Source organism: Parafrankia sp. Ea1.12, from assembly GCF_900465275.1.
Classification (GTDB): Bacteria; Actinomycetota; Actinomycetes; order Frankiales; family Frankiaceae; genus Parafrankia; species Parafrankia soli.
Genome location: NZ_UBIZ01000195.1, coordinates 25,609 through 49,338 on the forward strand (window position 1 = coordinate 25,609; position 23,730 = coordinate 49,338).

Consider the following 23,730-nt stretch of genomic DNA (forward strand, 5'->3'; position numbering starts at 1 on the left):
GATGACCGGTCCCACCGCCCCGGGCGAGCTGCGGCTCGCCGTCGCGCTCGACGGCTGCGGCTGGCACCCCGCCGCCTGGCGGGAGCCCGACGCCCGTCCCCGCGAGCTGTTCTCCGGCCGTTACTGGACGGAGCTCGTCCAGGAAGCCGAGCGTGGCCGGCTCGACTTCGTGACGATCGAGGACACGCTGGCGCTGCAGTCGTCCCGGTATGACGGCCCGGACGGCCGGGTCGACCAGGTCCGCGGCCGGCTCGACGCTGTCCTGGTGGCGGCCCGCGCCGCGCCGCGCACGCGGGCCATCGGCCTCGTCCCGACGGTGGTCGTGACGCACACCGAGCCGTTCCACGTGGCCAAGGCCGTCGCCACTCTCGACCATGTCAGTTCCGGGCGGGCCGGGGTGCGGGTCAGGGTCCGCGCGGGGCGGGACGAGGCCGCCCATTTCGGCCGTCGTGACCTGCCGCCGGCGCGGCCCGCGGACCTGTTCGACGAGGCCGCGGACTACGTCGAGGTCATGCGCCGGCTGTGGGACAGCTGGGAGGACGACGCCGAGATCCGCAACGTGGCCACGGGGCGGTTCATCGACCGCGACAAGCTGCACCACATCGACTTCGCGGGCCGGTGGTTCAGCGTGCGGGGTCCGTCGATCGTGCCGCGCCCGCCGCAGGGGCAGCCGCTGGTCACCGCGCTCGCGCACGCGGCCGTCCCGTACCGTTTCGCCGCGGGTTCGGTGGACCTCGTCCACGTGACACCGCGCGACGCCGCCGACGCGGCGCGGATCCTGCGCGACCTGCGGGCCGAGCAGGCCGCGGCCGGGCGGCTCGCGGAGTCCCTGCGGGTGTTCGCCGACCTGGTGGTGTTCCTCGACGAGGCTGAGGGCCGGGCCGCCGCGCGCAGGGCCCGCCTGGACGAGCTCGCGGGCCGGGAGTTCCGGTCGGACGCCGCCGTCTTCGCCGGCACGCCGGCCGGCCTCGCCGACGTCCTCGAGGAGTGGGCGGGGGCGGGTATCGACGGATTTCAGCTGCGCCCGGCGGGGGTTCCCACCGATCTGACCGCGATCACCCGCGGGCTGGTGCCGGAGCTCCGGCGTCGTGGCCTGGTTCCGCCCGAGTACGGCGCGGACACGCTGCGCGGCCTGCTCGGGTTCCCCCGGGCGGCCAACCGCTACGCCGCCGCCCCACCCGAACCCGCCGCCACCTGACGCGTCCGTCCTGACCGGGAGGAACCGGATGAGCAGCCCGACCAGGCAGATCCACCTCGCCGCGCACTTCCCGGGCGTGAACAACACGACCGTGTGGAGCGACCCGCGTTCGGGCAGCCACATCGCGTTCGAGTCGTTCGTCCATTTCGCCCGGACGGCGGAACGGGCGAAGTTCGACTTCCTGTTCCTGGCGGAGGGGCTGCGGCTGCGGGAGCAGCGCGGGCGCATCCACGACCTGGACGTCGTCGGGCGTCCAGACACGTTCACCGTGCTCGCGGCGCTGGCGGCGGTGACCGACCGGTTGGGCCTGGCCGGGACCATCAACTCGACGTTCAACGAGCCGTACGAGGTGGCCCGCCAGTTCGCCAGTCTCGACCATCTCTCCGACGGGCGCGCCGCGTGGAACGTCGTCACCTCCTGGGACGCGTTCACCGGGGAGAACTTCCGCCGCGGTGGCTTCCTGGCCGAGGAGCAGCGCTACGAGCGCGCCGAGCTGTTCCTGCGGACGGCCAGCGAGCTGTTCGACTCCTGGCGGGGGGACGAGATCGTCGCGGACAAGGAGTCCGGCGTCTTCCTGGCCGATGCCAAGGCGGGGGCGTTCGAGCACCACGACGCCCACTTCGACATCAGCGGGCAGTTCACGGTGCCGCGCAGCCCGCAGGGCCGGCCGGTGATCTTCCAGGCCGGTGACTCCGACGCGGGCCGGGAGTTCGCCGCCCGGTCCGCCGACGCGATCTTCAGCCGGCACAGCACGTTCGACGCCGGGCAGGCGTTCCACGCGGACGTCAAGCGCCGCCTCGCCCGCTACGGCCGTGCGCCCGAGGATCTCCTCGTCCTGCCGGCGGCGACGTTCGTCCTCGGCGACACCGACGCGCAGGCGCGGGAGCGGGCCGAGGAGGTCCGCCGCCAGCAGGTCAGCGGCGCCACCGCGATCCAGTTCCTCGAGCAGGTGTGGAACCGCGACCTCGGTGACCACGATCCGGACGGGCCGCTGCCCGAGGTCGACCCCCAGCCCGGGGAGAACACCGTCGCCCAGGGCAGGGCGAGCGTGCGGATGTACGAGGACCGGCTGGCCACCGCCCGCCGCTGGCGCGAGATCGCCGAGGCGGGGAAGCTCACCACCCGCGAGCTGGTCATCGAGGTCAGCGGGCGGCAGGCGTTCGTCGGCAGCCCGGCGACCGTCGCGGACACGATCAACCGGTTCGTACAGGCCTGCGCGGCGGACGGGTTCATCCTCGTCCCGCACATCACCCCCGCCGGCCTGGACGAGTTCGCGGACACGGTCGTCCCGCTGCTCCAGGAACGCGGCGTGTTCCGGGCCGACTACACGGGGACGACGCTGCGCGACCATCTCGGTCTCGCCCCGGTACCAGGATGGCCGGTTCACGCGGTCTGAGGCTTTCCTGCGGCAGACCCGGGTAGTGGCCAACAGGGACGGTCGCTGCCCGAGATCGAGGCCGACCTCGGGATGGCGGTGGATCCGGTCACAGGCCGCGACCGGGCGAGAGGATCCCGGTCGGGTCGAACAGGCGCCGCAGCCGCTGCTGCAGGGAGTGGTTCGCCGTCCCGAGCTCCGCGCCGAGCCAGCGGCGCTTGAGCGCGCCGATCCCGTGCTCGCCGGTCACGGTGCCGCCCAGGTCGAGTGCGGTCTGGAAGATCAGGTCGGCGGCCTTCCACGCCTCGGCCGGGATCTCGTCCGTCTCCCCGGCGGGGCCGCCCGCGCCGCCCGTGCGGTCCACGACGATGATCGGGTGCAGGTTGCCGTCGGCCGCGTGGGCGATGGTGAAGATCTGGACACCGGTATCGGCGCCGATCTCGGCGATCCGGGCTGCCGCCCGCGCCAGCCGCGACCGGGGGACGGCGATGTCCTCGATCAGCACCCGGCCGATCCGTTCGAGGGCCGGCAGCGCCGCCCGGCGCGCCGCCAGCAGCTCCGCCGCCGCCGCGTCCGTGGTGTCCGCGGAGCGGCGCACCGCGCGGGCGCGGCCGCGCAGCACCGCCTCGACGGCGTCGGCCTCGTCGCCGGCTCCGGCGCCGTCGGTCTGGACGAGCAGGAAGGCCTGTCCCGAGGTGGCGAGGTCGCTGCCCGTCGCCGCGTCCACGGCCCGCATGGTCGGCCCGTCGAGCAGCTCCGCCATGGCCACCACGATCCCGGTGGCCATGATCTCGGTGACCGCGTCCACGGCGGCGCCGAAGGAGTCGAAGAACGCCGCCAGGGTGACCGTGCGTCGCGGCGCGGGCCGCAGCCGCAGGGTGGCTCCGACGACGACGCCGAGCGTGCCCTCCGAGCCGACGAACAGCCCGGTCAGGTCGTAGCCGGCGACGCCTTTGACGGTGCGCCGCCCGGTGCTGACCAGCTCGCCGTCGGCGAGGACCACGTCCAGGCCGAGCACGGACTCCCGGGTCACGCCGTACTTGGCGCACCGCAGGCCGCCCGCGTTGGTGGCGATGTTCCCGCCGACGGTGGAGATCGCCGAGCTGGCCGGGTCGGGGGAGTAGGTCAGGCCCACCGCCCGCGCGGCCCGGTCCAGGTCGTCGGTGATCACCCCGGGCTCGACGACGGCGACCGCGTCCGCCACCGACAGCTCGCGGATGCGGTTCATGCCGCCGAGGTCGAGGATCACGGCCCCGTCCGGGGCCGCGGCGCCGCCGGCCAGACCTGTTCCGGCGCCCCGTACCGTCACCGGGACCCCCCGGGCGACCGCCTCGCGCAGCACCGCCCGCACGTCGTCGACGGTGTGCGCGAACGCGACGCCGAGCGGCCGCCCCGGCGGATGCCATCCGGAGCGGTCGAGCCGGTGGGCGTCGACGACCGCGTCGTCCTGGCTCCACCGCCCGCCCGGCAGTACGGCCGTGAACGCCTCTCCTGCCGTGAGCCGCCGGTCCGTCATGGCCCGGTGGCGACGGGCCGCTGCGGGTCCGAGGACCAGGCGGACCACGAGCCCGGGTAGAGCGCGGCCTCGATGCCGGCGGCGGCCAGCGCCGCGATCTCGTGCGCCGCGGTCACCCCGGAGCCGCAGTAGACACCGACCGGTTCGCCCGCGCCGGTCGTCCCCAGTGCGGCGAAGCGCTCCCGCAGCCGTTCCGGGGAGAGGAACCGGCCGTGCTCGTCCAGGTTGTCGCCGGTGGACGCGCTGACCGCGCCGGGGATGTGGCCGGCGCGCGGGTCGACCGGTTCGATCTCGCCGCGGAAGCGCTCCGCGGCGCGGGCGTCCAGCAGCACGCCGTCGCGGGCGACCCGGGCCGCCTCGTCCGCGTCGAGGGTGGGCAGGTGACCGGCGTCGAGGACGACGTCACCCGGCTCGGGGACGACGTCGCCGGTCGCCAGCTCGAATCCGGCCTCCCGCCAGGCGCCGAGCGCGCCGTCGAGGATGCGGACGTCCGTCAGACCGGCCCAGCGCAGCAGCCACCAGGCCCGCGCGGCGGCCAGCCCGCCGTTGTCGTCGTACACGACGACTCCCCGGCCGGTCGCCACCCCCCAGCGTCGGGCCGCCCGCTGCAGGTCCTCGACGGCGGGCAGCGGATGGCGTCCCGCGGTCCCGCCCGGCGGGGCGGCCAGCTCGGTGTCCAGGTCGACGTACACCGCGCCCGGCAGGTGGCCGGCCAGGTAGTGGTCCCGCCCGTGCGGGTCGCCCAGCGCCCAGCGGACGTCGAGCAGCACCGGCGCGCGGGCCGTCGTGAGCTCGTCGTGCAGTCGCTTCGCGTCGACGAGGACGTCACCGGCGCGCGGCGCGGAGGCGAGCAGTTCGGCGATGTCGCTCTCGCCCAGGCCACCCGGCCCCAGCCCGCCCCGGGCGGCGAGGGCGATGTGTCGCTGCACGCCCGCGTTCAGCGGGGCGGACGTCCCGTGCAGGCGGGCGAGCAGCGCGATCTCGCCGTTGAGGAAGTCCGATTCCACCGAGGCACCGCGGGCCAGGCTCTGCCACGTCGAGCTGCCCTGGCGCGGATGGCCGGGGATGTCGTGCAGGACGAAGCCGGACAGGTCCAGCCCGGTGTCGCCGGAGAGCAGGTCGGTCACCTCGACCCCGGCGTTGGTCAGCACCTCGCGGGCCTCGGTGACGAGGGTCGCGCCCAGCGTCTCGCGGGCCTTGCCGGGCGGGTAGACCGCGTCGAGGTTGTAGGCGAGGTTCCCGAGCAGTTTCCCGGCCTTCCACCGTTCGACGTCCGGGACGACCTTCACGCCGAACTGCGCGCGGCGCAGGTCGGCGGCGATCCGCGTCGCCGCCGCACTCTCGCCCCGCGGTGCGCGCCCCAGGTAGAAGGCGCCGGCCAGGGGAGCGGCCGGCGAGACCACCTCGCCGGGCGTCGAGTAGGACGAGGGGATGATCACGACCGCGTCGATGACGGTGTCGAACCTGCGCAGCGCGGTGCGGGCGTTCTCCACCCCGTTCTGCAGGAGCAGGATGGGCAGCTGCTCGGCGGCGGTGCCACCCGGGCGTACCGGCTGCCACGCCCACTGGGCGACCAGGGCCTCGGTGTCCTGGGACTTGGTGGCCAGGACCAGCACGTCGCCGGGGAGCAGGTCGATCTCGTCCGGACCGCCGACGGCGGGGAGGGGGAGGCGCCGGTCGGAGTCGGGCCGGATGTAACGCAGGCCGCCGGCGCGCAGCGCCTCCAGGTTCGCCCCGCGGGCGACCAGGACGGCGTCGATGCCCGCGCCGTGCAGCTGGGCGGCGACGGTTGCCCCGACGGCACCCGCTCCGATGATGACGTATCTGCTGGTCATTCCGTCTCCTCAGGTCGAGGTGCCGCGAGCGCGGCGGCGAATCGCTGGCCGGGGATCGCGCCGAGCAGTTCCCGGGTGTGGTCCTGAGCCGGTGCGGCGAAGACGTCGGCGGCGGGGCCCTGCTCGACGACCCGTCCGGCGCGCAGCACCGCCACGTGGTGCGCGAGCCGGGCGACGACGGCCAGGTCGTGCGAGATGAAGAAGTAGCTCACGCCCAGGTCCTGCTGCAGCTGGCTGAGCAGCCGCAGGATCTGGTCCTGCACCGACACGTCGAGCGCCGAGACCGGCTCGTCGAGGAACACCAGTTCGGGTGCCAGCGCGAGCGCCCGGGCGATCGCCACCCGCTGGCGCTGGCCGCCGGAGAGCTCGGTCGGGCGGCGGTCGCGGAAGTCCCGCGGCAGCGCCACCTGGTCGAGCAGTTCGCTCACCCGCGCCTGGCGGCTCGCCCGGGTGCCCACCCGGAACGACACGAGCGGTTCGGCGATCGACTCGGCGACGGTGAAGCGCGGGTCGAGGGAGGAGAACGGGTTCTGGTGGACGAGCTGGAACCGCCGCCGCAGCGGGCGCAGCGCGGACCAGCCGGCCTCGGTGATGTCCGTGCCGTCGAGCAGGACCCGACCGGTCGTCGGGGCCTCCAGCCGCATCGCGATCCGCAGCGCGGTGGTCTTGCCGGATCCGGACTCGCCGACGAGGCCGAGGGTCTGCCCGCGGCGCACGGTCAGGCTCACGTCCTCCAGCGCCCGGAAGGTGCGCGCGCCCCCTCTCGTCCGGGGCAGGGTGAAGTCCTTGGTGACCCCGTCGAGGCGCAGGATCTCCGGCGCGGTCCGCACCTCGGTGAACCGCGGGACGACCTGCCCCGCGCCGGACGGCGCGGGAGCGGCGCCGATCAGCCGCCGGGTGTACGGGTCGCACGGCGCGAGCAGGACCGTCGCCGGCTCACCCCGCTCGACCACCCGGCCGTCCCGCAGGACGACGACGTGGTCGGCGCGGTCCGCGGCGACACCGAGGTCGTGGGTGATGATCAGCAGGGCGGTGCGGGTCTCGCTGACCAGCCGGGCGAGATGGTCGAGGATCCGGCGCTGGACGGTCACGTCGAGTGCACTGGTCGGCTCGTCGGCGACGATCAGCCGCGGACGGCCCGCCAGCGCGATGGCGATCAGCACCCGCTGGCGCATGCCGCCGGAGAGCTGGTGCGGGTACTGCCGCGCGCGCAGGACGGGTTCGTCGAGGCCGGCGCGTTCGAGTGCCTCGACCACCGCGGCGGACAGCAGCCGGCGGTCGACGCCGCGTCGGCGCGCCGCCTCGGCGACCTGTCCGCCGACGCGCATCGTCGGGTTCAGCCCCACCATCGGGTCCTGGGGGATGAGACCGACGACCGGGCCGCGCAGTGCCCGCAGAGTGCGCTCGCCGGCCCGGGTGACGTCGGCGCCGCCGATCCGGATCGTGCCCGCGGTGATCCGCCCGTTGGCGGGCAGCAGGCCGAGGACGGCGTTGGCCGTGGTGGTCTTGCCCGATCCCGACTCACCCACCATCGCGACGGTCTCACCGGGGGCGATGACGAGGTCGAGGTCGGTCACCGCGGGATGGGCGACACCGGAGCGGTCGAGGTAGGCGACGCCCAGCCCGGCCAGCTCCACGACGAACCCGCCGTCCGTGCCTGCCACCGGTACCGGCGTTGGGGTCGGGGTCGGGGTGGGCGGGTTCACTGCCACCGTCGCACCTCCTCCAGGGTCCGGGCGATGTGGTTCAGGCTGAACACGACCAGCCCGACGAACAGGCCCGGCAGCAGCGACAGCCAGGGGCTGGTGATGAGGTAGTTGCGCCCGCTGGATATCAGCGTGCCCCATTCGGCGGCGGGAGGCGCCGCCCCGAAACCGAGGAAGCTCAGCGCGGAGATCGCCAGCACCGCGGTGCCGAAGTCGAGGACGGCGAGTACGGCCACCGGACCCCACGAGTTCGGCAGCACGTGCCGCAGCAGCACCCGCCCCCAGGACGCCCCGCCGGTCCGGGCGGCCTCCACGTAGGCCTGACCGCGGACCCGGAAGACCTCTGCTCTGGTGGTGCGGGCGAAACCGGGTGCGATGCCGACACCGACCGCGATCGCGACGGGCAGGGTGCCGAACCCGATCGCGGTGACGATCGACAGCGCGAGCAGCAGCGCCGGGATCGCGAGCAGCACGTCGACGAGGCGCATGAGCACGCTGTCGACCCAGCCACCGGCGAACCCGGCGACGACCCCGATCGCCAGACCCGCCACGGCGGCGACGAGCACCGCGCCACCGGTGGCCCTGATCGTGAGCGTCGAGCCGTGCACGACCCTGGAGAACAGGTCGCGGCCGAGTTCGTCGGTGCCGAAGAGGTGGTCCAGCCCCGGGCCGCGCAGCTTCTCGGCCGGCGAGGTGGCCGTCGGGCTGTGCCAGGTGAACAGGCCCGGCAGCAGCCCCGAGACGACGACCAGCACGACGAACACCAGCGCCAGCAGGAATCCGGGCCGGCGCAGGTAGGGCCGTGCCGCCTGGAACGGCGCGGCGCGGCGCACGGCGGCGGACGACCCGGACCGGCTCCCACCGGCGACGAGAGTGTTGTCAGTCATCGGTACCGCCTAGACGACCCGCGGCGTGTGCGCCACCCGCGGGTCGAGCAACGAGTAGAGCAGGTCGACGAGCAGGTTCACGGCGACGAAGATCGCGGCCGCGACGATGACGACCGCCTGGACCACCGGCACGTCCTGGGCGAGGACCGACTGCTGCGCCAGCCGGCCCACCCCGTCCCGGGAGAACACCGTCTCGACCACCACGGAGGAGGTGACCGTGTAGCCGACGAGCAGGCCGAACAGGGTCAGGCCCGGCAGCAGCGCGTTGCGGAACGCGTGCCGGAGCTGGATGCCCGCGCGGCTGAGCCCCTTCGCCCGGGCCGTCACGATGTAGGGCTCCTGCCAGATGTCGCCGAGGCTCTTGATGAGCACCTGGGCGAGGATCGACGCCCCGGGCAGCGCCATCGTGATCCCGGGCAGGACCAGGGTGCGCCAGCCGTCGGTGCCGGTCGCCGGGAACCAGCCGAGGGAGAAGGCGAACACCTGGATGGCGAGCAGCCCGACGAAGAACGTCGGCAGCGACACCCCGACGGCCGGCAGCCGGGTCAGCAGCGACCGCGCCGGGCGCCACTGGACGTAGGTCGCCAGGTAGGCCAGGCCCACCCCACCGACCAGCACGATCGCGATCGAGAACGCGGTGAGCGCCAGGGTCGAGGGGAGCTGGTCGGCCAGCAGGCTGCTCACCGTGACGTTCTGGGTGAGCGAGTCCCCGAAGTCCAGGCGCAGGGCCCCCCACATCCCCTGGAAGTACTGGGTGATCACGGGATCGTCCAGCCCGTACCGGGCCTTGAGCGCCGCGAGCTGCTCGGGTGGGACCTGGTCGGCCTCCACGCCGCCGGCGGACAGCTGCAGGGCGATCGGATCGCTGGGCAGGACGTGCAGGATGACGAAGGTGACCGTGTAGGCCGCCCAGAGCACCACCAGTGCCTGGGCGACCCGTCCGGCGAGATATCTCGGCATCGTCGTGGCCGACGCTAGCTGGTCAGCCAGAGGTCGTTGGCCCGCAGGAAGCCCTCCGACGTCCAGGCGAAACCGTGCACGGTGTCGGACAGCCCGACCACCTGCAGCCGGTCGTAGAGCGGGAACACGACTCCCTCGTCGATCAGCAGCGTCTGCAGCTCCTCGTAGGCGGCGCCGCGCTCCTCCGGGTCGGCGGTGGTCAGCCCGCGGGCGAACAGTTCGCTGATCTTCGTCGCGGTCTGCGGCTCCTCGCCGTACCTGGAGGCGTAGTGCGGTGCCGCCGCGCTGTCGAGCATGGCGCCCAGGACGCTGGGGTCGCCCCGGGTCAGGTAGCCGGGCGTCAGGTCGTAGTCACCGGCGGTCGCCTGTGGGATGGCCTGTGCCTGCGTGACGACCTTGATCTGCAGGTCGATGCCGACCTTCTTGAGCTGGTCCTGCAGCAGCTGGTCACCGGCGCTCGCCGCGGGGGTGAGGTAGGTGAGGGTCAGCTTGCGGTCGCCGGAGTGGCGGTAGCCGTCCGAGCCGGGCTTCCAGCCGGCCTCGTCCAGCAGCTTCGCCGCGCCGTCCGGGTCGTGGCCGAGCTTCGCCGAGAGGTTCGCCGCGTACGGGGTCGTCGCGTCGTAGGGGCCCTGGACGACCGGGTAGCCCTCCCAGAAGACGGTGGAGGCGTAGCTCCCGCGGTCGATCGCCTTGTTCAGCGCCTGGCGCACCAACGGGTCGGACAGCGGGCGGTCACCGGTGATGTTGGGGAACAGCAGGCCGGAGATCCCGGGCAGGGAGCGGGTCTCGATGGTGCCGCCCGCGGCCTTGACGACCTCCTGGTCGGCGGAGCTGATCGGCAGCCGCGGCCAGGCGATGTCGATGGCCTTGCTGGTCAGGCTGCCGACCCGGACGCTGTCCTCGGCGATGTAGCTGACCTCGATGCCGTCGACGTGGGCCGCGCCGGTGTTCTCGACCAGCTCGCTGGGCCAGGCGTAGCCGTCCCGCCGGTGCAGCTTGATCTCCTTGCCGGCGGTGTAGCTGTCGAGCTCGAACAGGCCCGAGCCCACCACCTTCCCGGTGCAGCGGTCCTCGGGGGTCTCCTTGTATGTCTGCGGCGAGAGGATCGCCAGGGTCGTGGTGGACGTCGCCTGCAGGAAGGCGGCGTTCGGCGTCGAGAGCTTCACGGTGACGGTGCGCGGGTCGACCACCGTCGTCGACTCGTAGCCGGCCAGGAGGGAGAGCCCGAGCGGCGACTTGGCGCCCAGCTCGTGCACCCCGTCGTAGGCGGTCTTGACCGCGTTCGCGTCGAGCGGGGTGCCGTCGCTGAACGTCACGCCGTCGCGCAGGACGAAGGTGTACTCGGTGGCGTCCGGGTTCACCTTCCAGCTCTTCGCCAGCCAGGGCACGATCTTCCCGGTCTCGGGGTCCTGGTCGGTGAGCGAGTCGGCGAAGTTCCGGTTGATGCTGCGGGTCTCGATCACGTAGACCTGGTTCGGGTCGAAGCAGCTCTGCAGGCTGCTCCAGAACGCGATCTTCAGGGTGCCGCCCGGTACCGGGGTCCCGGTGTCCGTGCCGCCGTCTCCACCGGACCCGCCGCCCCCGCACGCCGCCAGGGTGGCGGAGGCGAGGACGGCTGCCGCGGTGAGTCGCCGCGTGGATCGGCGGCGGCGCGAGGTGCTCATGGTCAGGGTGCTCCTCTAGCGATGAGCTCAGGTAGTGGTGATCTCAGGACGTTGGGGATCCTCGGAACCTGTGCAGGGCGGGAGGAACCGGTCGGCGTGACCGGACGGTCGTTCAGCGCGCGAGCGCGTGGCGGCCGGCGACCAGCAGCGCGGTGTCCTCCTGCGGCGGGTGGACCCGGGCGCACAGCACGTCCCGAAGGTGGCGCTCGAGTGGGTTGTGCCTGGTCAGCGCGGGATTGCCGATCGCGGCGACGGCTGTCTGCACCGCCGTGACGGCGGCCCGGACGATGAGCGGCTTCGCGAGCACCAGACGCTGCGGGGGGATCGACTCACCGGCGTCGATGCGGCGGCCCAGCCCGAAGGCGAGCTCCTCGGCCAGGACGAGCTGGGCCTCGATCTCCCCGGCCACGGCCTGGATGCGTTCGGTGGTGGCGATCGGACGTCCCAGCCCGGTCGGGACGCGCTCCTGGGCGAACCGGGCGAAGAAGTCCCGCGCGGCCCGGGCGACCCCGACGTACAGGGCGGACGCTCCCAGCGCCACGCCGGCGAACGCCGCGTCGCCCCGGTGCTCCGACGCCGGCGCCCCCTGGAAGTTCTCGGCCGGGATCTCCACGTCGGTGTAGATCGCGTCGTGGGTGCTGCTGGCCCGCAGGCCGAGATGGTCCCAGGTGCGCTCGATCCTGATCCCGGGGGAGTCCCCGGGGACGATCGCGTGGCCCTGCAGCGGATCGGCGTCGTCGGTCGCCGCCCACACCAGGTGGTAGCTCAGCCCCTCCGAACCCGTCGCATAGCCCTTGTGCCCGTTGAGGACCCAGCCGGACGCCGTCCGCCGGATCGTCGTGGCCGGCAGCCCGCCGCGGACCGGCGCGCCCAGCTCGTGCTCGGCGCGGATCGCGTTGATCAGCACCGGCTGCTCGAGGGAGTCGCGGACGACCTTGCGGTAGAGCTCGTCGGGCCACCACGGGTCCTTGCTCTGCAGGGCGTGCTGGAACACGGTCATCGCGGTGATCAGGGCGACGGACGGGTCGCCCTGCCCCAACGCCCCGAACACCCGGATGCTGTCGACGGAGCTCAGGTCGGCGCCGCCGTAGCGCGGGGCGATGCCGAGGCGCAGCAGGCCCGCGTCGTGGACCACCCGAAGGCCCCGCCAGGGGAACTCGGCCGAGCGGTCGTGTTCCTCCGCGGTGGCGGCGAGCTGGGCGGTCACCGCGGCGAGGGCGTCGTCGGTGACGTCCACCGGCGGGAGTGCCGACCGCGCGTCGACGGTCGGCGTCGTCGTACCGAGCTCGATGGTCATGGCGTTCCTCCGCGGCGCGGGACGGGCATCGTCGGCGTGGACGTGGGAGTCGTCATGCCCAGCTCGTCCACTCGGCGATCCGGGGGAGCGCGGCGGCCGGGGCGGCGAGCCCGGCCGGGCCACTCTCCGTCTGGGGAAGGGCCCGAAGCCGCTCGAGGAACAGGACGATGACGGCCGCGGCGGTGCGGTGCGTGGCGTCGTTGAGCGCGTCGTGTCGGCCGCCGGCGATGGTCACGAACTCCGCGGACGGCGCCTTCGCGACGCTCGCCCTGGCCGCCCGCACCGGGCTGACCAGGTCGGCGTCACCATGGACGGCGAGCACCGGCACCCGTACCAGGCCCAGGTCGGCGGCGGCGAGCCAGCCGGCGGGCACCGGGTCCAGCAGCGCGCCGCGCCGAACCCGCGGGTCGTTGCTCAGCCGCGACTGGTGGGTGGGGCAGGCGGTGCGCTCGGCCAGCTCGTTCTCCCAGGAGTCCGCCCGGGCCGGCCCGTTGTCCCCGGCGCCGCTGTCCGCCGGCTCGCCGGCGGTGGGCAGGCCGGCCAGGATGACGCCGTCGACCTCGTTGCGCGCGCCGGTTCCGGTCGCCGCGAGGGCCGCGACGAACGCGGCACCGGCGTCGGAGCCGGCGAGTACCCGCGGGCCGGGCAGGTCCGGGTCGTCGAGCAGCTCGCGGACGCGGGCCCGGGCCCCGTCCTCGTCGCTGGTCGCGTCGGCGACCACCCTGACCTTGTACCCGTCGGCCGCGATCCGGGTGCCGAACCGCTCGTAGACACCAGGGTGCTCGCCGCGGCCGGCGACCAGGATCACCGTGCCGCGCGGGGCCACGGGCTGCGGGTTGTCCCACCCGGCCACCGCGTTGGCCGGGGCGTCCTGGACGACTTGGAAGGAGGTCATCGCTGAAGTCCTGTCGTGTGCGGTCGGGTGGCCGCCGCGGACGTCGATCCGCGGGCGGCGCGTGGCGTGGTGAGTTGGGGCATGCCCCGCCCACGCAGCCGGATCTGACGGCGCGGGGTGGATACCGGGGCGCCGGCCTGTGCCCCGAGGGGTACGTCAGGCGACCGCGGCCGCGGGGCCTCGGTGCCGGGCCGAGAGGCAGGAACCGGCCCGCCGGGACCGGCCCGGTCTGCCGCCGTCCCGACCGCGCGGCGCGGACGCGCGGGCGGTCAGTGAGCGCGACAGCAGGCCGAGGCGAGGGTTCCGTAGTCGACGAAACGTCGGCGGGTGAGGACCCGCGGCGCTGCCGCGACGCCCGCCGGGTGCCGGCCGGTGGCACTCGCTCGTCCCGGCGCGCTCCCGCCCACATTCCCCAGCATGTGCATCAGGATGGTTGGAAAATCGGGCAGTGTAAAGCCGCCCCGAGTGATCAAACTGATCGCAAAACGTGATAGATCACATAGAATGGCTGCCGTGTCCAACACGCTGGATCTGACGGCGCTGCGCAGTCTCGTGGCCATCGCCGACTGCGGTGGATTCCGCCGCGCGGCCGAGGCGTTGTGCATCTCCCAGTCGGCGGTGAGCCAGCACGTGCGCCGGCTGGAGAAGGTGGTGGGCCGGCCCCTGGTCGAGCTGGTCGGCCGCGGCTCCCGGTTCACCCCCGACGGCGAGCTGCTGCTCTCCGCCGGGCGGCGCATCCTCGCCACCCACGACGACGCGCTGGAGCTGCTCGGAGTGGGCGCGTCCGTCCTACAGCGCCTGATCACCGTCGGCTCGACCGAGCACGCCGCCGACCACCTGATCCCCCGGGTGATGGCCGTGCTCACCGAGCAGTTCCCGGACGTCGAGGTCAGGTTCCGCCTCGACCGCGGCGTCCGGCTCGCCCACGCCCTCGACCGCGGCACGCTGGACGTCGCCGTCCTGGTCGGGACGGGCGGCAGCCCCGCGGGGCGCCCGGCCGGGCTGCTCCCGCTGGCGTGGTACTCGGCCCCCGGCTGGCTCGTCCCGCCGCCGGACCGCCCGCTGCCCCTGGTCGCGGTCGACGACCCGTGCACGATCCGAACCCAGGCCCTGACGACCCTCGCCCGCGCCGGCCGGGTCGCGTCGGTCGTCGGCGAGTCCGGCTACCTGGCCGGGGTTCTGCACGCGGCGCGGGCCGGCGTCGGAGTCGCCCTGCTGGCGGACGTCGGCCCGCCGCCGCAGGGCCTCGAGCGGCGGGCCGACCTTCCCGCGGTCGACCCCGAGCCCATGCAGGTCCGGCTGCGCCGCGGAGCCTCCCCACGGCTGGCCAGCCTCATCGCCGACGCGGTCGCATGCACCCTCGCCGCCGGCCGCGCCCCCGCCTGACCACCCCCGCGGGCCGCTCACGGTCGCAGCGGGATGGCGAATCTGCCAGGTCGAGGTGGCCGGGGTGGTGGAAGTGACTGCTAGGAAACCGGTTCCAGGACGAAGACGGGGATCACCCGGTCGGTCTTTTTCTGGTAGTCCGCATAATCGGGCCAGACCGCTATGGCGCGTTCCCACCACAGCGCCTTCTCGTCACCGGTCACCTCGCGGGCGATCATGTCCTGGTTGACCGTGCCGTCCCGTAGCTCGACCCGGGGGTGGGCGAGGACGTTGTGGTACCAGACGGGATGCTTGGGCGCACCGCCGAGCGAGGCGATGATGGCATAGCGGCCGTCGTGCTCGACCCGCATCACCGGGCTCTTTCGGATCTTGCCCGACTTCGCGCCCAGGGTGGTGACGATGACCACGGGCACACCGCGCAGCTCGGTGCCCTTGGTCCCGCCGGAGCTCTCGTACTCCTCGACCTGCTTGCGTACCCATTCGGCCGGACTCGGTTCGTATTCACCAGTGAGAGGCATGCCGCGAGTCAACACCGGTGGGCCCGGCGCCATGCCCGAGGGGGCGGGTGTCGTCCACCGGCGATGCCGGTTCCGGGTCCGGACGGCGCACGAGGCGCCTAACGTCGTTCCGACCGGCGATCGAGCATGGGGGCTTGCCGAGGCATGAGCGACAGCACGGGCACAAGCGACAGCGCGGGCACAGGTGAAAACGCGGGCACAAGCGACAGCGCGGGCACAGGTGAAAACGCGGGCGCGAGCGGCGAGGCTGGCATGGTCTCGAAGTGGGTCGACCTGGACGGCCCCGTGCACTACGCGGAGTTCGGCGCGCCCGGAACCATCGGCGGGAGCCCGCCGGTGGTGTGCGTCCACGGCCTCGGCGGGTCGTACACCAACTGGCTCGCGCTGGCACCCCTGCTCGCCTCGACGTCCCGCGTGCTCGCGCCCGACCTCGCCGGCCACGGCCGCACCCCGCTCGGCAACCGCGGTGCCGACGTGTCGGCGAACCACCTCCTGCTGGACCGCTTCCTGGCCGAGGTCGTGGGGGAGCCGGTGATCCTCGTCGGGAACTCGATGGGCGCTCTGATCAGTATGCTGCAGGCGGTCCGTCGCCCGGAGTCGGTGTGCGGGCTGGTCCTGCTGGATCCCGCGCTGCCGCTGCGCCGCGGCGGCTGGCCGGAGCCGCTGGTCGTCGCGTCGTTCGCCGCCGTGGTCCTCCCGGGACTCGGGGCGTGGGCGCTCGCCCGGCGCCGCGCCCGGGTCGGCCCCGCCGGCATCGTGGCCCAGACCCTGCGCCTCTGCGCGACGGATCCCGCCCGGATCCCGTCCGTCGCGGTCGAGGCACTGGTCGACCTCGGCCACGAGCGGGCGGGCATGGACGGGGTCGAGCGCGCCTATGTCGCCGCCGCCCGGTCCGTGGTGCGCCGGGTCGTCCGCGGCGGCCCGCTGCGGCGGCTGATCCGCCAGGTGGACGTCCCGACGCTGCTCGTGCACGGGTCGGACGACCGGCTCATCCCGGTGGCGCTGGCCCGGGACGCCGCCGGCCTGCGTCCCGACTGGCGGCTGGCGGTCGTCGCCGGCTGCGGGCACCTGCCCCAGCTCGAGGACGCGGCCGGGACGGCCGAGCTCCTGACGGGATGGTGGGAGCAGACGGGGGACGCCAACGGCGGCGCGCGGAAAGCAGTGGTGTGAGGCCGCGGAACTGACGGGCCGAGGATCGGGTCTGGCCGGCCGAGGGGCTGTCGTGTGGGTTTTCTCGCATCGCCCCGGCTGTTCCGCCCGACGCCGCCGGGCCCGGTGACGTGATGCCGGTCGCATCTTCCCCTGTGGCGACTGGTAATCAGCGCCTCGAGCCGGGCCCGGTGACCTGTCGCGATCACTGTCTCGACCGCTTTGAAGCAACGGAGAGACAATCATCGGATCTTCCGGATGACACGGCGGGTCACATCGGCCCGCGCGGAAGCGTGGCGGGAAATTCGGCGGGATGTGCTGGTGCGCAGACATAGCGGTGCCAGGCCCTGAGTCGCACGCCCGTGTGCGGCCGGCGGCCTCCCCGTCTCTGCCGCAGAACGTGACTGTCGGGGGGGTCGAGAAGATGCGATCATTGTTCGTATGTAGTCTTTGACTACAGAAAGTCTTCTGCTTCACATGGAGAGATTCATTAAGGGCTATGGTTGGCCATAAATTGTTCTGACGAAGTTGGTTCATCGCTTCCCGCTGTGTGCCGGCCACCTTGCTCCGGTGTGCTTCGGTAGGTCACCTAGCCGGCCGGTCGGCTAGGCAGCCAGGCCCGTCCGGGGGCAGTCCAGTGGTCGGTATGTTCGCCATGTCATCCGTTCGGCCTTTGTGTTCCGGATCGGTGCTTCGTCCTGATCGATACCTGTTTCGGGTGTTGATCGGCGGCGGCATGGTTGTCGCCGGAACACGAGTGACCCGGTTCAGTCGCCTGTGGGCGGCGCGGGCGTGCCTGGGCATGCGGCCACCGATTGTCGCCATGTCGCCGAATGTCGTGGAATCTGGAAGGTGGCTTTGTGCTGGTATTTCGTACGAGGTTGCTCGCCGCGGCGCTCGTGACGGCCGCCCTGGCGGCGGCCTGCGGCTCCAGCGAGTCCTCCGGCGTGGACGCGGCGGCGTCGCCCTGCGCTCCCGGAGTCACGGACGACGAGGTCAACGTCGGTATTATCTACCCGGACACCGGTGTGCTCTCGGCACAGTTCACCGGCTACCGGTTCGGCGTCGAGGCCCGGTTCGCCGAGGCGAACGCCGCCGGTGGCGTCGGCGGCCGGCAGATCTCGACGATCTGGCGGGACGACGAGTTCGACTCCGCCGGCAACCTGCAGGCGGCCCGCGAGCTTCTCCGCGAGAATGTGTTCGCGGTTCTCGAGTACACCGCGCATTCCGAACAGTCCGCGCCGCTGTTGCACGACAAGGGAATTCCGGTGGTGGGCGTCGCGGACCAGGCCGCGTGGGCCGACAACGACAACATGTTCCCGCTCGCGTATCAGGTCGACGACACCGACGCGACCAGCACTCTCGGAGATTTCGTCCGGGCCCAGGGCGGCACCCGCGCGGCCCTCATCACGACGACGATCACCGAGTCGTCGGTCATGTACGCCCAGAACGCCCGCCGGAGCCTGGAGGCTGCCGGCATCCCGGTCGTCTTCGCGGACACGAACGCCACGGTGAGCTCACCGGAGGCCGTGCAGCGGATCGTCGGCAGCGGCGCCGACACGCTGATCTCGCTCGCCTCGCTCGACCTCTACTCCGGCGCGGTGACGGCGGCGGCCGCGGCGAACAGGCCGTTCAAGGTGGCGCTCTCGCCCATCACCTACGACGCACACCTGCTCAACACGCCGATCGCGCGCGCTCTGGCCGGCACCTACTCGACCGTGGGCTTCAGCGCGATCGAGCGGAACCTGCCCGCGCACCGCGCCTACCTGGCCGCGATGACCACCTACGCGCCGGAGATCCAGCCGCCGACGCAGCTGAGCTCCATCTACGGCTACATCACCGCGGACCTGTTCCTGCGGGGCCTGCAGGCGCAGCAGGGCTGCCCCACCCGCGAGTCGTACATCCGCGGGCTGCGCGGGGTGACCGACTACGAGGCGGGCGGGCTGCTCAACCAGGCGGTCGACCTGTCCGCCGGCAAGCGCACGGTCGACCTGTGCACGGACTTCGTCCGGGTCTCCGCCGCCGGGAACGCCTTCGAGCCCGTTGGCGCGAAGCCGCTGTGCGGCCAGGTGATCAGCGGCGCGGCCCAGGGAGGCGCCGGGGCGTCCGTGCCAGCCCGGGGGCGGTGACTCCCGCGGCGACGGTGAGCCCCTGCCGGTGAGCTCGTTCCGGTCAGCCCGTTCCGGTCAGTGCGGCCCAGGCGGCGCGTAGCGCCGGGAGTAGCGGCAGCGTGAGCGCCTGGCTCGCCGACACCCAGCGCCAGCCGGCGGTCTCCCAGTTGGCGGCCGCCGGCTCGAACGTGTCCACCACGTTCAGGACCAGCGTCGTGTAGGACCACTCGCCGTGGTCGTCGACGTACTCGTGGGCCGGGGTGGCCTCACGGGAGACGCCGGCGGGCAGCGGCCCGAGCTCCTCCTCGGCCTCCCGCAGCGCCCCGGCCAGGGCGGACTCCCCGGGATGCAGCGCCCCGCCGGGCAGTGCCCAGGTACCGCCCTGGTGCGACCGGGGATGGCGCAGGACGAGCAGGTACCGCGGATCGCCGTCGGCGGCGGCACGCAGCAGTACTCCCGCGGCGCCGAGCGCGCCCCAGTGCTCGCAGCCGCGCGAGCAGAAGACAAAGCGTTCCATCGGCCAAGCTTGCCTCGTCAGCGCCCGCCTCGTCGGCGCACGCCGGGCAGGCGCAGGCGGCGGGGGCGGGCCGGGACGTCCGACGGCCCGTCGGTCAGGCCGGCGCCGCGCCGGCGGCGGCGGAACACCACGGCACCGGCGGCCGGCAGATCGACCCGCACGCTGTCGCCCCGTGGGGACAGCGACCGGCGCGAGCCGCCCGTCCGTCCGCCGAACCGTGGCGCGTCGGTGTCCAGCACCGGCTTCCACCGCCGGCCGGCCAGCGACGGATGCGACAGCCCGAACCTGGGCAGCGGATCGTTGTTCAGGCTGACCACGACCAGGATCTCCTCGCCGCGGTCCCAGCGGCGGAACGCCAGCACCCGCGCGGTGTCGTCGGCGCCGACCAGTTCGACCGTGCGCGAGCGCAGCGCCGGGCTGCCCAGCCGCAGCGTGACGAGCGCCCGATAGCAGGCGAACAGCTCGGCGCCCTCGCCCGCGCGCAGCCCGGCGAGGTCCTCCTTGGCCTCGGCGAACCCGTCGTGGGTGTAGGCCCGCCGGGCTCCCACCTCGTCGCCCATGAGGAACATCGGCGTGCCGGGCGAAAGCAGGGTCAGCGCCGCGGCGCAGCGCAGCCGCGCGAACGCGAACCAGGCCGTGTCGCCGTGCAGCGGCGCGTGGTCGACGGCGACGAGGATGTTGCGGGCCGAGTGCTCGGAGTTGCCGGCCTCGTCGTGGCTTTCGGTGTAGACGACCGTGTGGTCCGCGGCGGCGGTGAACGCCTTGGCGAACAGGCTCATGGCCAGCGGGCCGGCGGGGTCGCGCCCCGCGGTGTGCAGCAGCTTGGCGTACTCCGGTCCCTCGCCCTTGTCGCCGACGAGGTGGTGGTAGAAGTCGACGTACCAGTGGGCGTCGAAGCCGAGCCCGCCGGACTCGGCGGGGCGGGTGACCTCCGCCCAGCCAGAGTGGTCCTCGGCTATGAGGATCACGTCCGGGTCCACCAGGCGCAGCGTCTGGCACAGCTCCCGCAGGAACTTGCGGCCGGCGATGTTCGCCGCCGCAACGGGCCGCCCGTCGGCATGCAGGCTGTTGTAGGCGTGGATGGACGTCGTCTGGTCCACCCGCAGCCCGTCGATGTGGAACTCGTCGAGCAGCGCCACCGCGCTCGCGACGAACAGCGCACGTACGTTCTCGTCGGAGTAGCGCGGCGCCCAGCCCGAGGAGACGTTGTCGAGGTATCCGCCGTCCGGGTGCGGGTGGTCGTCCTCGGCGCCCTCGTACCAGTAGTAGATGTTGCGGCTCGGCGCGGTGCTGTCGTACTGCCAGGCGGAACGCTGCGCGTTCGGCGTGTAGTGGTTGTAGACGACGTCCATCAGGACGGCCACGCCCCGCTGGTGGCAGGCCCGCACGAACCGGCGCAGCGCCACCCGCCCGCCCGCGCTCTGCTTCACCGCCAGGAAGTGCGAGCTGCCGTAACCCCAGGACCTCGTCCCGGCGAACTCGAACATGGGCAGCAGCTCGACGGCGTTCACCCCGAGGTCGATGAGGTGGTCGACGAACGCGAGCGCGTCGGCGAACGTGCCGGCCCCGGTGTGCCCGAAGCCCAGCGCGCCCACGTGCAGCTCGTAGATGACCAGGTCCTCGACCCGCCGGGGGACGGGTCGGGCCGGGTCGAACTCGTCGGCCCAGAACCGCTCGTCGTCCCGGGTGTCGACGACGACCGAGCAGCTCACCGAGCCGTCAAGGTCCTCGGCCGGGCCGTCGTGGTGGGCGCCGCAGGGGTCGACGTCCCCGGTGCCGCACTGCTGCGCCGAGTACATGTCCGAGCGCCAGGCGACGGACCCGTCGTCGCGGGTGACGCGGTAGAGGTAGCGCCGTCCGACCCAGTCGGCGAAGCCGGGTGCGGCCGCCTCCCACCAGCCGCCGCCGACCTGGCGCATCGGCAGCCTGGTGATCAGCTCGTCCTCACCGTGGCCGTCGTCGGCGATGTAGCCGCCGGGCCCGGCGAAGGCCACCTCGACGGCGAGCGCGTGCGGCGCCCAGACCCGGAACCGGATCCGTTCCCGGGCGTCCGAGCTGACGGCGGCGCCTGAGCCGCTGTGGCCGCTGGGGCCGCCTGAGCCGCCGCCCGTGCTGACCGTGCTGACCGGGCTGCCCAGGTCTCTCGAGCCGACGGGCAGGACGCGCCGGGCGCCGTTGTGCCGGTGGGCGGCCAGGCGGAACTCCGCGCGCACCACCGGCCCGCACCCCGGGCCGACCTCGAACCGCCGGACCTGCTCCGTCGCCCCGGGATCCGGGACCTCGGCGGGGATCCCCCACACCTGCGAGCCGTCGGGACGGGTCAGCCAGACGCCCCAGTCGAAGGTCCGGGAGACGCTCGCGTCCACCGTGACGGTGGCCCGGTAGGCGGCGCAGCCGTCCTCGGCGGTGAACTCCTCCATCGGCGTGGACGACCAGCTCCCCGCCTGCAGCCCGTGCTCGTCCCAGCTCCCGACCAGCCGGGCCCCGTTCGCGATCCGCCGGCCGACGCCGGTGTGGTAGACGACGTCCACGCGGACGGCGCCGGTGGCGGGTGACGGGCCCACATGCCGGTCGGCGCCATGCTCTGTCGTCACGTCGTCCCATCGGTAGACCTCGGCCGGCGCTCGCGGCCTGCCATGTCTGCCCAAGAATGTCACGTTTCGTGCCGTCAACGGCGTGGCGGGTTCACCCGTCCGGATGACGCGGCGCCATCTGGTGACCGGGCCGGGGGACGCTGGCCGGAGCGCCCGCCGGAGCGCCCGCCGGGGTCCGCCCGCGCAGGTAGGCGGCGATCGCGACGCTGGTCACCGCCGCCCACGCGCACCACAGCGAGGTCACCGCCTCGGTCGAGACCCAGGCGAGGACGGCGACCGCGAGCAGGTTCGCCGCGCCGAACCAGCGCAGGAACGGCCGCCCGGAGAGCAGCAGCACCCCGCAGGTGCTCACCAGGTAGAGCGCGATCGGCACCGAGCCCATCCACAGGTGCACCGTGTAGGTGATGTGGCGTTCGTCGGCGTGGGCCCGGACCGGGCCGGTGACCAGCGCGAACGCCAGCCAGCCGGCGCACACCGCGCCCGCCGCGAGCGCCGCCGCCCCGGCGCGGCGGCGGGCGGGCACCCGCTCCAGCGCCAGCACCGCCACCGGGACGTACAAGGGAAGGATCACGAACGCGAACGCGAGGTACACCGCGGTCGCCGCCGTCAGCGCCGCCGCGTTCGTCTCGGTGCCACCGAGCTCACCGCGCACGCCCCACCAGACGAACGCCTCCGTCAGCGTGTGCGCCGCGAACAGCACGGGGAGTGCCGCCATCGGCCAGGCGGCGCGCTTGGGGACGTGGCGCAGGGCGTCCACCCCCACCGCTCCGATGATCGCCGCCGCCGCCACGTCCGCCTCGGGTGAGAAGCACATCGGGCCTCCGCTCATCCGGTCCGGCCGGCAGGCCGGTGTTTGTCCGCTCTTGAACGGCTATTACCAGGTCCGGCCCGCCGCTGTCCCGGGAACGGCTTCGCGCGCACGCGTCGGCGCTGTTCCCCGTGGATCTCCACGGGGAACAGCGCCGACGGCTGGTGCGGATCAGATCGACGTCACGTCACGTGACGCCTGGTTGGCGCGGTCGCTACTCGCCCAGGGCCGCGGCCGAGTCGAGCGGGGCGCCGGAACCGGACGTCCCGCCCGCCACGTAGACGCGGCCGTCGCCACCGGTGGCCGCGCCGTGGCCGGAGCGCGCGGTGAGGGCGCTGCTCGCACCCGCGGACCAGCGGTCGCCGTCCGGGGTGAACACCTGGGTGGAGCCGACGGTGTCGCCGTCGCTGTCCCGCCCGCCGACGACGTAGACCCGGCCGTCCGGCCCGGTCGCGCCCGCGGCCTCGGAGACACCCGTCGGCAGGTCGGCCACCTTCGCCCAGGAGCCGTCCGCCGAACCCGAGCCCGGCGTGTAGGCGTAGGCGTCGGACGACGCGGAGCTGCCGTCGCTGCCGCCCGCGGCGAGAATCCGCCCGTCCGGCAGGCCGACCAGCACCGGTGCACCGGCACCGGACGGCGGCGCACCGCCCGTCGTCCAGTCACCGGAGTCGGGGTCGTAGACCGCCAGGGTCGTCGCGTCGAGGACGTAGATCTTCCCGTCGGTGCCGCGGGTGGCGCTCGGCGTGCCCATCGGGCGGGGCAGCGACGGGCCCTCCGTCCAGTCACCGCTCGACGGCGTGTACACCTCGACGGTGTCGGTCGGGGTGCCGCCGCCGGTCTGGCCGCCGATCGCGTAGATCCGGCCGTCGGTGTCGGTCGCGGCGGCCAGGTGGTCGCGCGCGGTCGGCAGGGCCGGGGCGTTCGACCAGGCGTCCCGCTTCGGGTCGTAGACCTGGACGGTGTCAACCGGGGCGCCGGCCACAGTCGCACCGCCGGTCGTCCCGCCGCCCGTCGCGCCGGTCGGCGTGGCGGTCGGCGTGCCGCCGCCGGCCGGCGAGGTCGGCGTGGCGGTCGGCGTGCGGGACGTCGTGGGTGTCGTTGGCGTGCTCGGGGTCGTCGGCGTCGTCGTGGGCGACACACCCCCGTTGTTGAAGGCGGCCGGGGTCAGCCGCACCCCCGGGCTCGGCGTCGAACCGCCCTCGTCGCCGGGTGACCCGGTCGCGGTCGGCGTGGCGGTCGGCGTGGCGGTCGGCGTCGCGGTCGGTGTCGGGGTGGCTGTCCGGCTGGGGGTCGCCGAGCCGCTGGGCGTCGACG

At 73.7% G+C, this 23,730-nt stretch carries 18 protein-coding genes and 1 pseudogene; 6 read left to right on the forward strand and 13 right to left on the reverse strand.

The features are described 5' to 3' along the window. Position 1: 1 nt before the first annotated feature. Both FMEAI12_RS06725 and FMEAI12_RS06730 read left to right on the forward strand, forming a co-directional pair. Entirely contained in the window at positions 2-1,198 is a 1,197-nt protein-coding gene (locus FMEAI12_RS06725; protein WP_112105360.1) for an LLM class flavin-dependent oxidoreductase, read from the forward strand. 28 nt (positions 1,199-1,226) lie between these two features. Next, positions 1,227-2,594: an NtaA/DmoA family FMN-dependent monooxygenase gene (locus FMEAI12_RS06730; RefSeq protein WP_112105361.1), complete on the forward strand. Its 1,368-nt coding sequence runs from the start codon at positions 1,227-1,229 to the stop codon at positions 2,592-2,594. 88 nt (positions 2,595-2,682) lie between these two features. Here FMEAI12_RS06730 and FMEAI12_RS06735 read toward each other — a convergent pair whose 3' ends face one another. The 8 genes from FMEAI12_RS06735 to FMEAI12_RS06770 form a co-directional block, all read right to left on the reverse strand. Next, positions 2,683-4,089, reverse strand: coding sequence for an FAD-binding oxidoreductase (locus FMEAI12_RS06735; RefSeq protein WP_112105374.1), 1,407 nt, complete (start codon positions 4,087-4,089; stop codon positions 2,683-2,685). Further along, positions 4,086-5,924 (reverse strand): rhodanese-like domain-containing protein, encoded by a 1,839-nt coding sequence (locus tag FMEAI12_RS06740; protein ID WP_112105362.1) that lies wholly within the window; start codon positions 5,922-5,924, stop codon positions 4,086-4,088. Before FMEAI12_RS06740 ends, FMEAI12_RS06735 begins: the two co-directional genes overlap by 4 nt. Further along, on the reverse strand, positions 5,921-7,588 hold the full coding sequence (locus FMEAI12_RS06745; RefSeq protein ID WP_235013773.1) for an ABC transporter ATP-binding protein: 1,668 nt from the start codon (positions 7,586-7,588) through the stop codon (positions 5,921-5,923). The genes FMEAI12_RS06740 and FMEAI12_RS06745 overlap by 4 nt, the downstream gene beginning before the upstream one ends. 38 nt (positions 7,589-7,626) lie before the next feature. Next, a complete protein-coding gene (locus tag FMEAI12_RS06750; protein ID WP_112105364.1) occupies positions 7,627-8,517 on the reverse strand; it encodes an ABC transporter permease in 891 nt (296 codons plus the stop codon). Between the two features lie 9 nt (positions 8,518-8,526). Next, positions 8,527-9,477 carry an ABC transporter permease gene (locus tag FMEAI12_RS06755; RefSeq protein ID WP_112105365.1) on the reverse strand — a complete coding sequence of 317 codons (951 nt, stop codon included), beginning with the start codon at positions 9,475-9,477 and terminating at the stop codon, positions 8,527-8,529. Positions 9,478-9,491: 14 nt separating this feature from the next. Further along, positions 9,492-11,141 (reverse strand): ABC transporter substrate-binding protein, encoded by a 1,650-nt coding sequence (locus FMEAI12_RS06760; RefSeq protein ID WP_112105366.1) that lies wholly within the window; start codon positions 11,139-11,141, stop codon positions 9,492-9,494. Between the two features lie 112 nt (positions 11,142-11,253). Then, positions 11,254-12,438 carry an acyl-CoA dehydrogenase family protein gene (locus FMEAI12_RS06765; RefSeq protein WP_112105367.1) on the reverse strand — a complete coding sequence of 395 codons (1,185 nt, stop codon included), beginning with the start codon at positions 12,436-12,438 and terminating at the stop codon, positions 11,254-11,256. 52 nt (positions 12,439-12,490) lie between these two features. Next, complete coding sequence (locus tag FMEAI12_RS06770) at positions 12,491-13,333, reverse strand: alpha/beta hydrolase (protein ID WP_112105368.1); 843 nt, start codon at positions 13,331-13,333, stop codon at positions 12,491-12,493. A gap of 504 nt (positions 13,334-13,837) precedes the next feature. Here FMEAI12_RS06770 and FMEAI12_RS06775 point away from each other — a divergent pair. Then, positions 13,838-14,719 carry a LysR family transcriptional regulator gene (locus FMEAI12_RS06775; RefSeq protein WP_112105369.1) on the forward strand — a complete coding sequence of 294 codons (882 nt, stop codon included), beginning with the start codon at positions 13,838-13,840 and terminating at the stop codon, positions 14,717-14,719. 80 nt (positions 14,720-14,799) lie between these two features. On the opposite strand, the gene FMEAI12_RS06780 is transcribed toward FMEAI12_RS06775, so the two are convergent. Further along, positions 14,800-15,237, reverse strand: a complete 438-nt coding sequence (locus FMEAI12_RS06780; protein ID WP_071065547.1) for a nitroreductase family deazaflavin-dependent oxidoreductase — start codon at positions 15,235-15,237, stop codon at positions 14,800-14,802. Positions 15,238-15,489: 252 nt separating this feature from the next. Here FMEAI12_RS06780 and FMEAI12_RS06785 point away from each other — a divergent pair, with 252 nt between their 5' ends. Together FMEAI12_RS06785 and FMEAI12_RS06790 are read left to right on the forward strand one after the other, a co-directional pair. Then, positions 15,490-16,407 (forward strand): alpha/beta fold hydrolase, encoded by a 918-nt coding sequence (locus FMEAI12_RS06785; protein ID WP_235013770.1) that lies wholly within the window; start codon positions 15,490-15,492, stop codon positions 16,405-16,407. Positions 16,408-17,246: 839 nt separating this feature from the next. After that, the gene (locus FMEAI12_RS06790; protein ID WP_112105375.1) at positions 17,247-18,515 is read left to right on the forward strand and encodes an ABC transporter substrate-binding protein; all 1,269 of its coding nucleotides are present in this window, start codon (positions 17,247-17,249) and stop codon (positions 18,513-18,515) included. A 43-nt stretch (positions 18,516-18,558) separates the two neighbouring features. On the opposite strand, the gene FMEAI12_RS06795 is transcribed toward FMEAI12_RS06790, so the two are convergent. From FMEAI12_RS06795 to FMEAI12_RS06810, 4 genes are all read right to left on the reverse strand, one after another. Next, entirely contained in the window at positions 18,559-19,014 is a 456-nt protein-coding gene (locus FMEAI12_RS06795; protein ID WP_071065544.1) for an NUDIX domain-containing protein, read from the reverse strand. 17 nt (positions 19,015-19,031) lie between these two features. Continuing rightward, a complete protein-coding gene (locus FMEAI12_RS06800; protein ID WP_112105371.1) occupies positions 19,032-21,608 on the reverse strand; it encodes an alpha-amylase family glycosyl hydrolase in 2,577 nt (858 codons plus the stop codon). Between the two features lie 91 nt (positions 21,609-21,699). Continuing rightward, positions 21,700-22,422 carry a DUF6629 family protein gene (locus FMEAI12_RS06805; protein ID WP_112105372.1) on the reverse strand — a complete coding sequence of 241 codons (723 nt, stop codon included), beginning with the start codon at positions 22,420-22,422 and terminating at the stop codon, positions 21,700-21,702. Positions 22,423-22,630: 208 nt separating this feature from the next. After that, entirely contained in the window at positions 22,631-23,398 is a 768-nt protein-coding gene (locus FMEAI12_RS06810; RefSeq protein WP_235013771.1) for a kelch repeat-containing protein, read from the reverse strand. Between FMEAI12_RS06810 and FMEAI12_RS37865 the strand changes: the two are divergent. Beyond that, positions 23,376-23,730, forward strand: a pseudogene (locus FMEAI12_RS37865) (hypothetical protein); the annotation flags it as partial. The gene FMEAI12_RS06810 and the pseudogene FMEAI12_RS37865 sit on opposite strands and share 23 nt — an antisense overlap.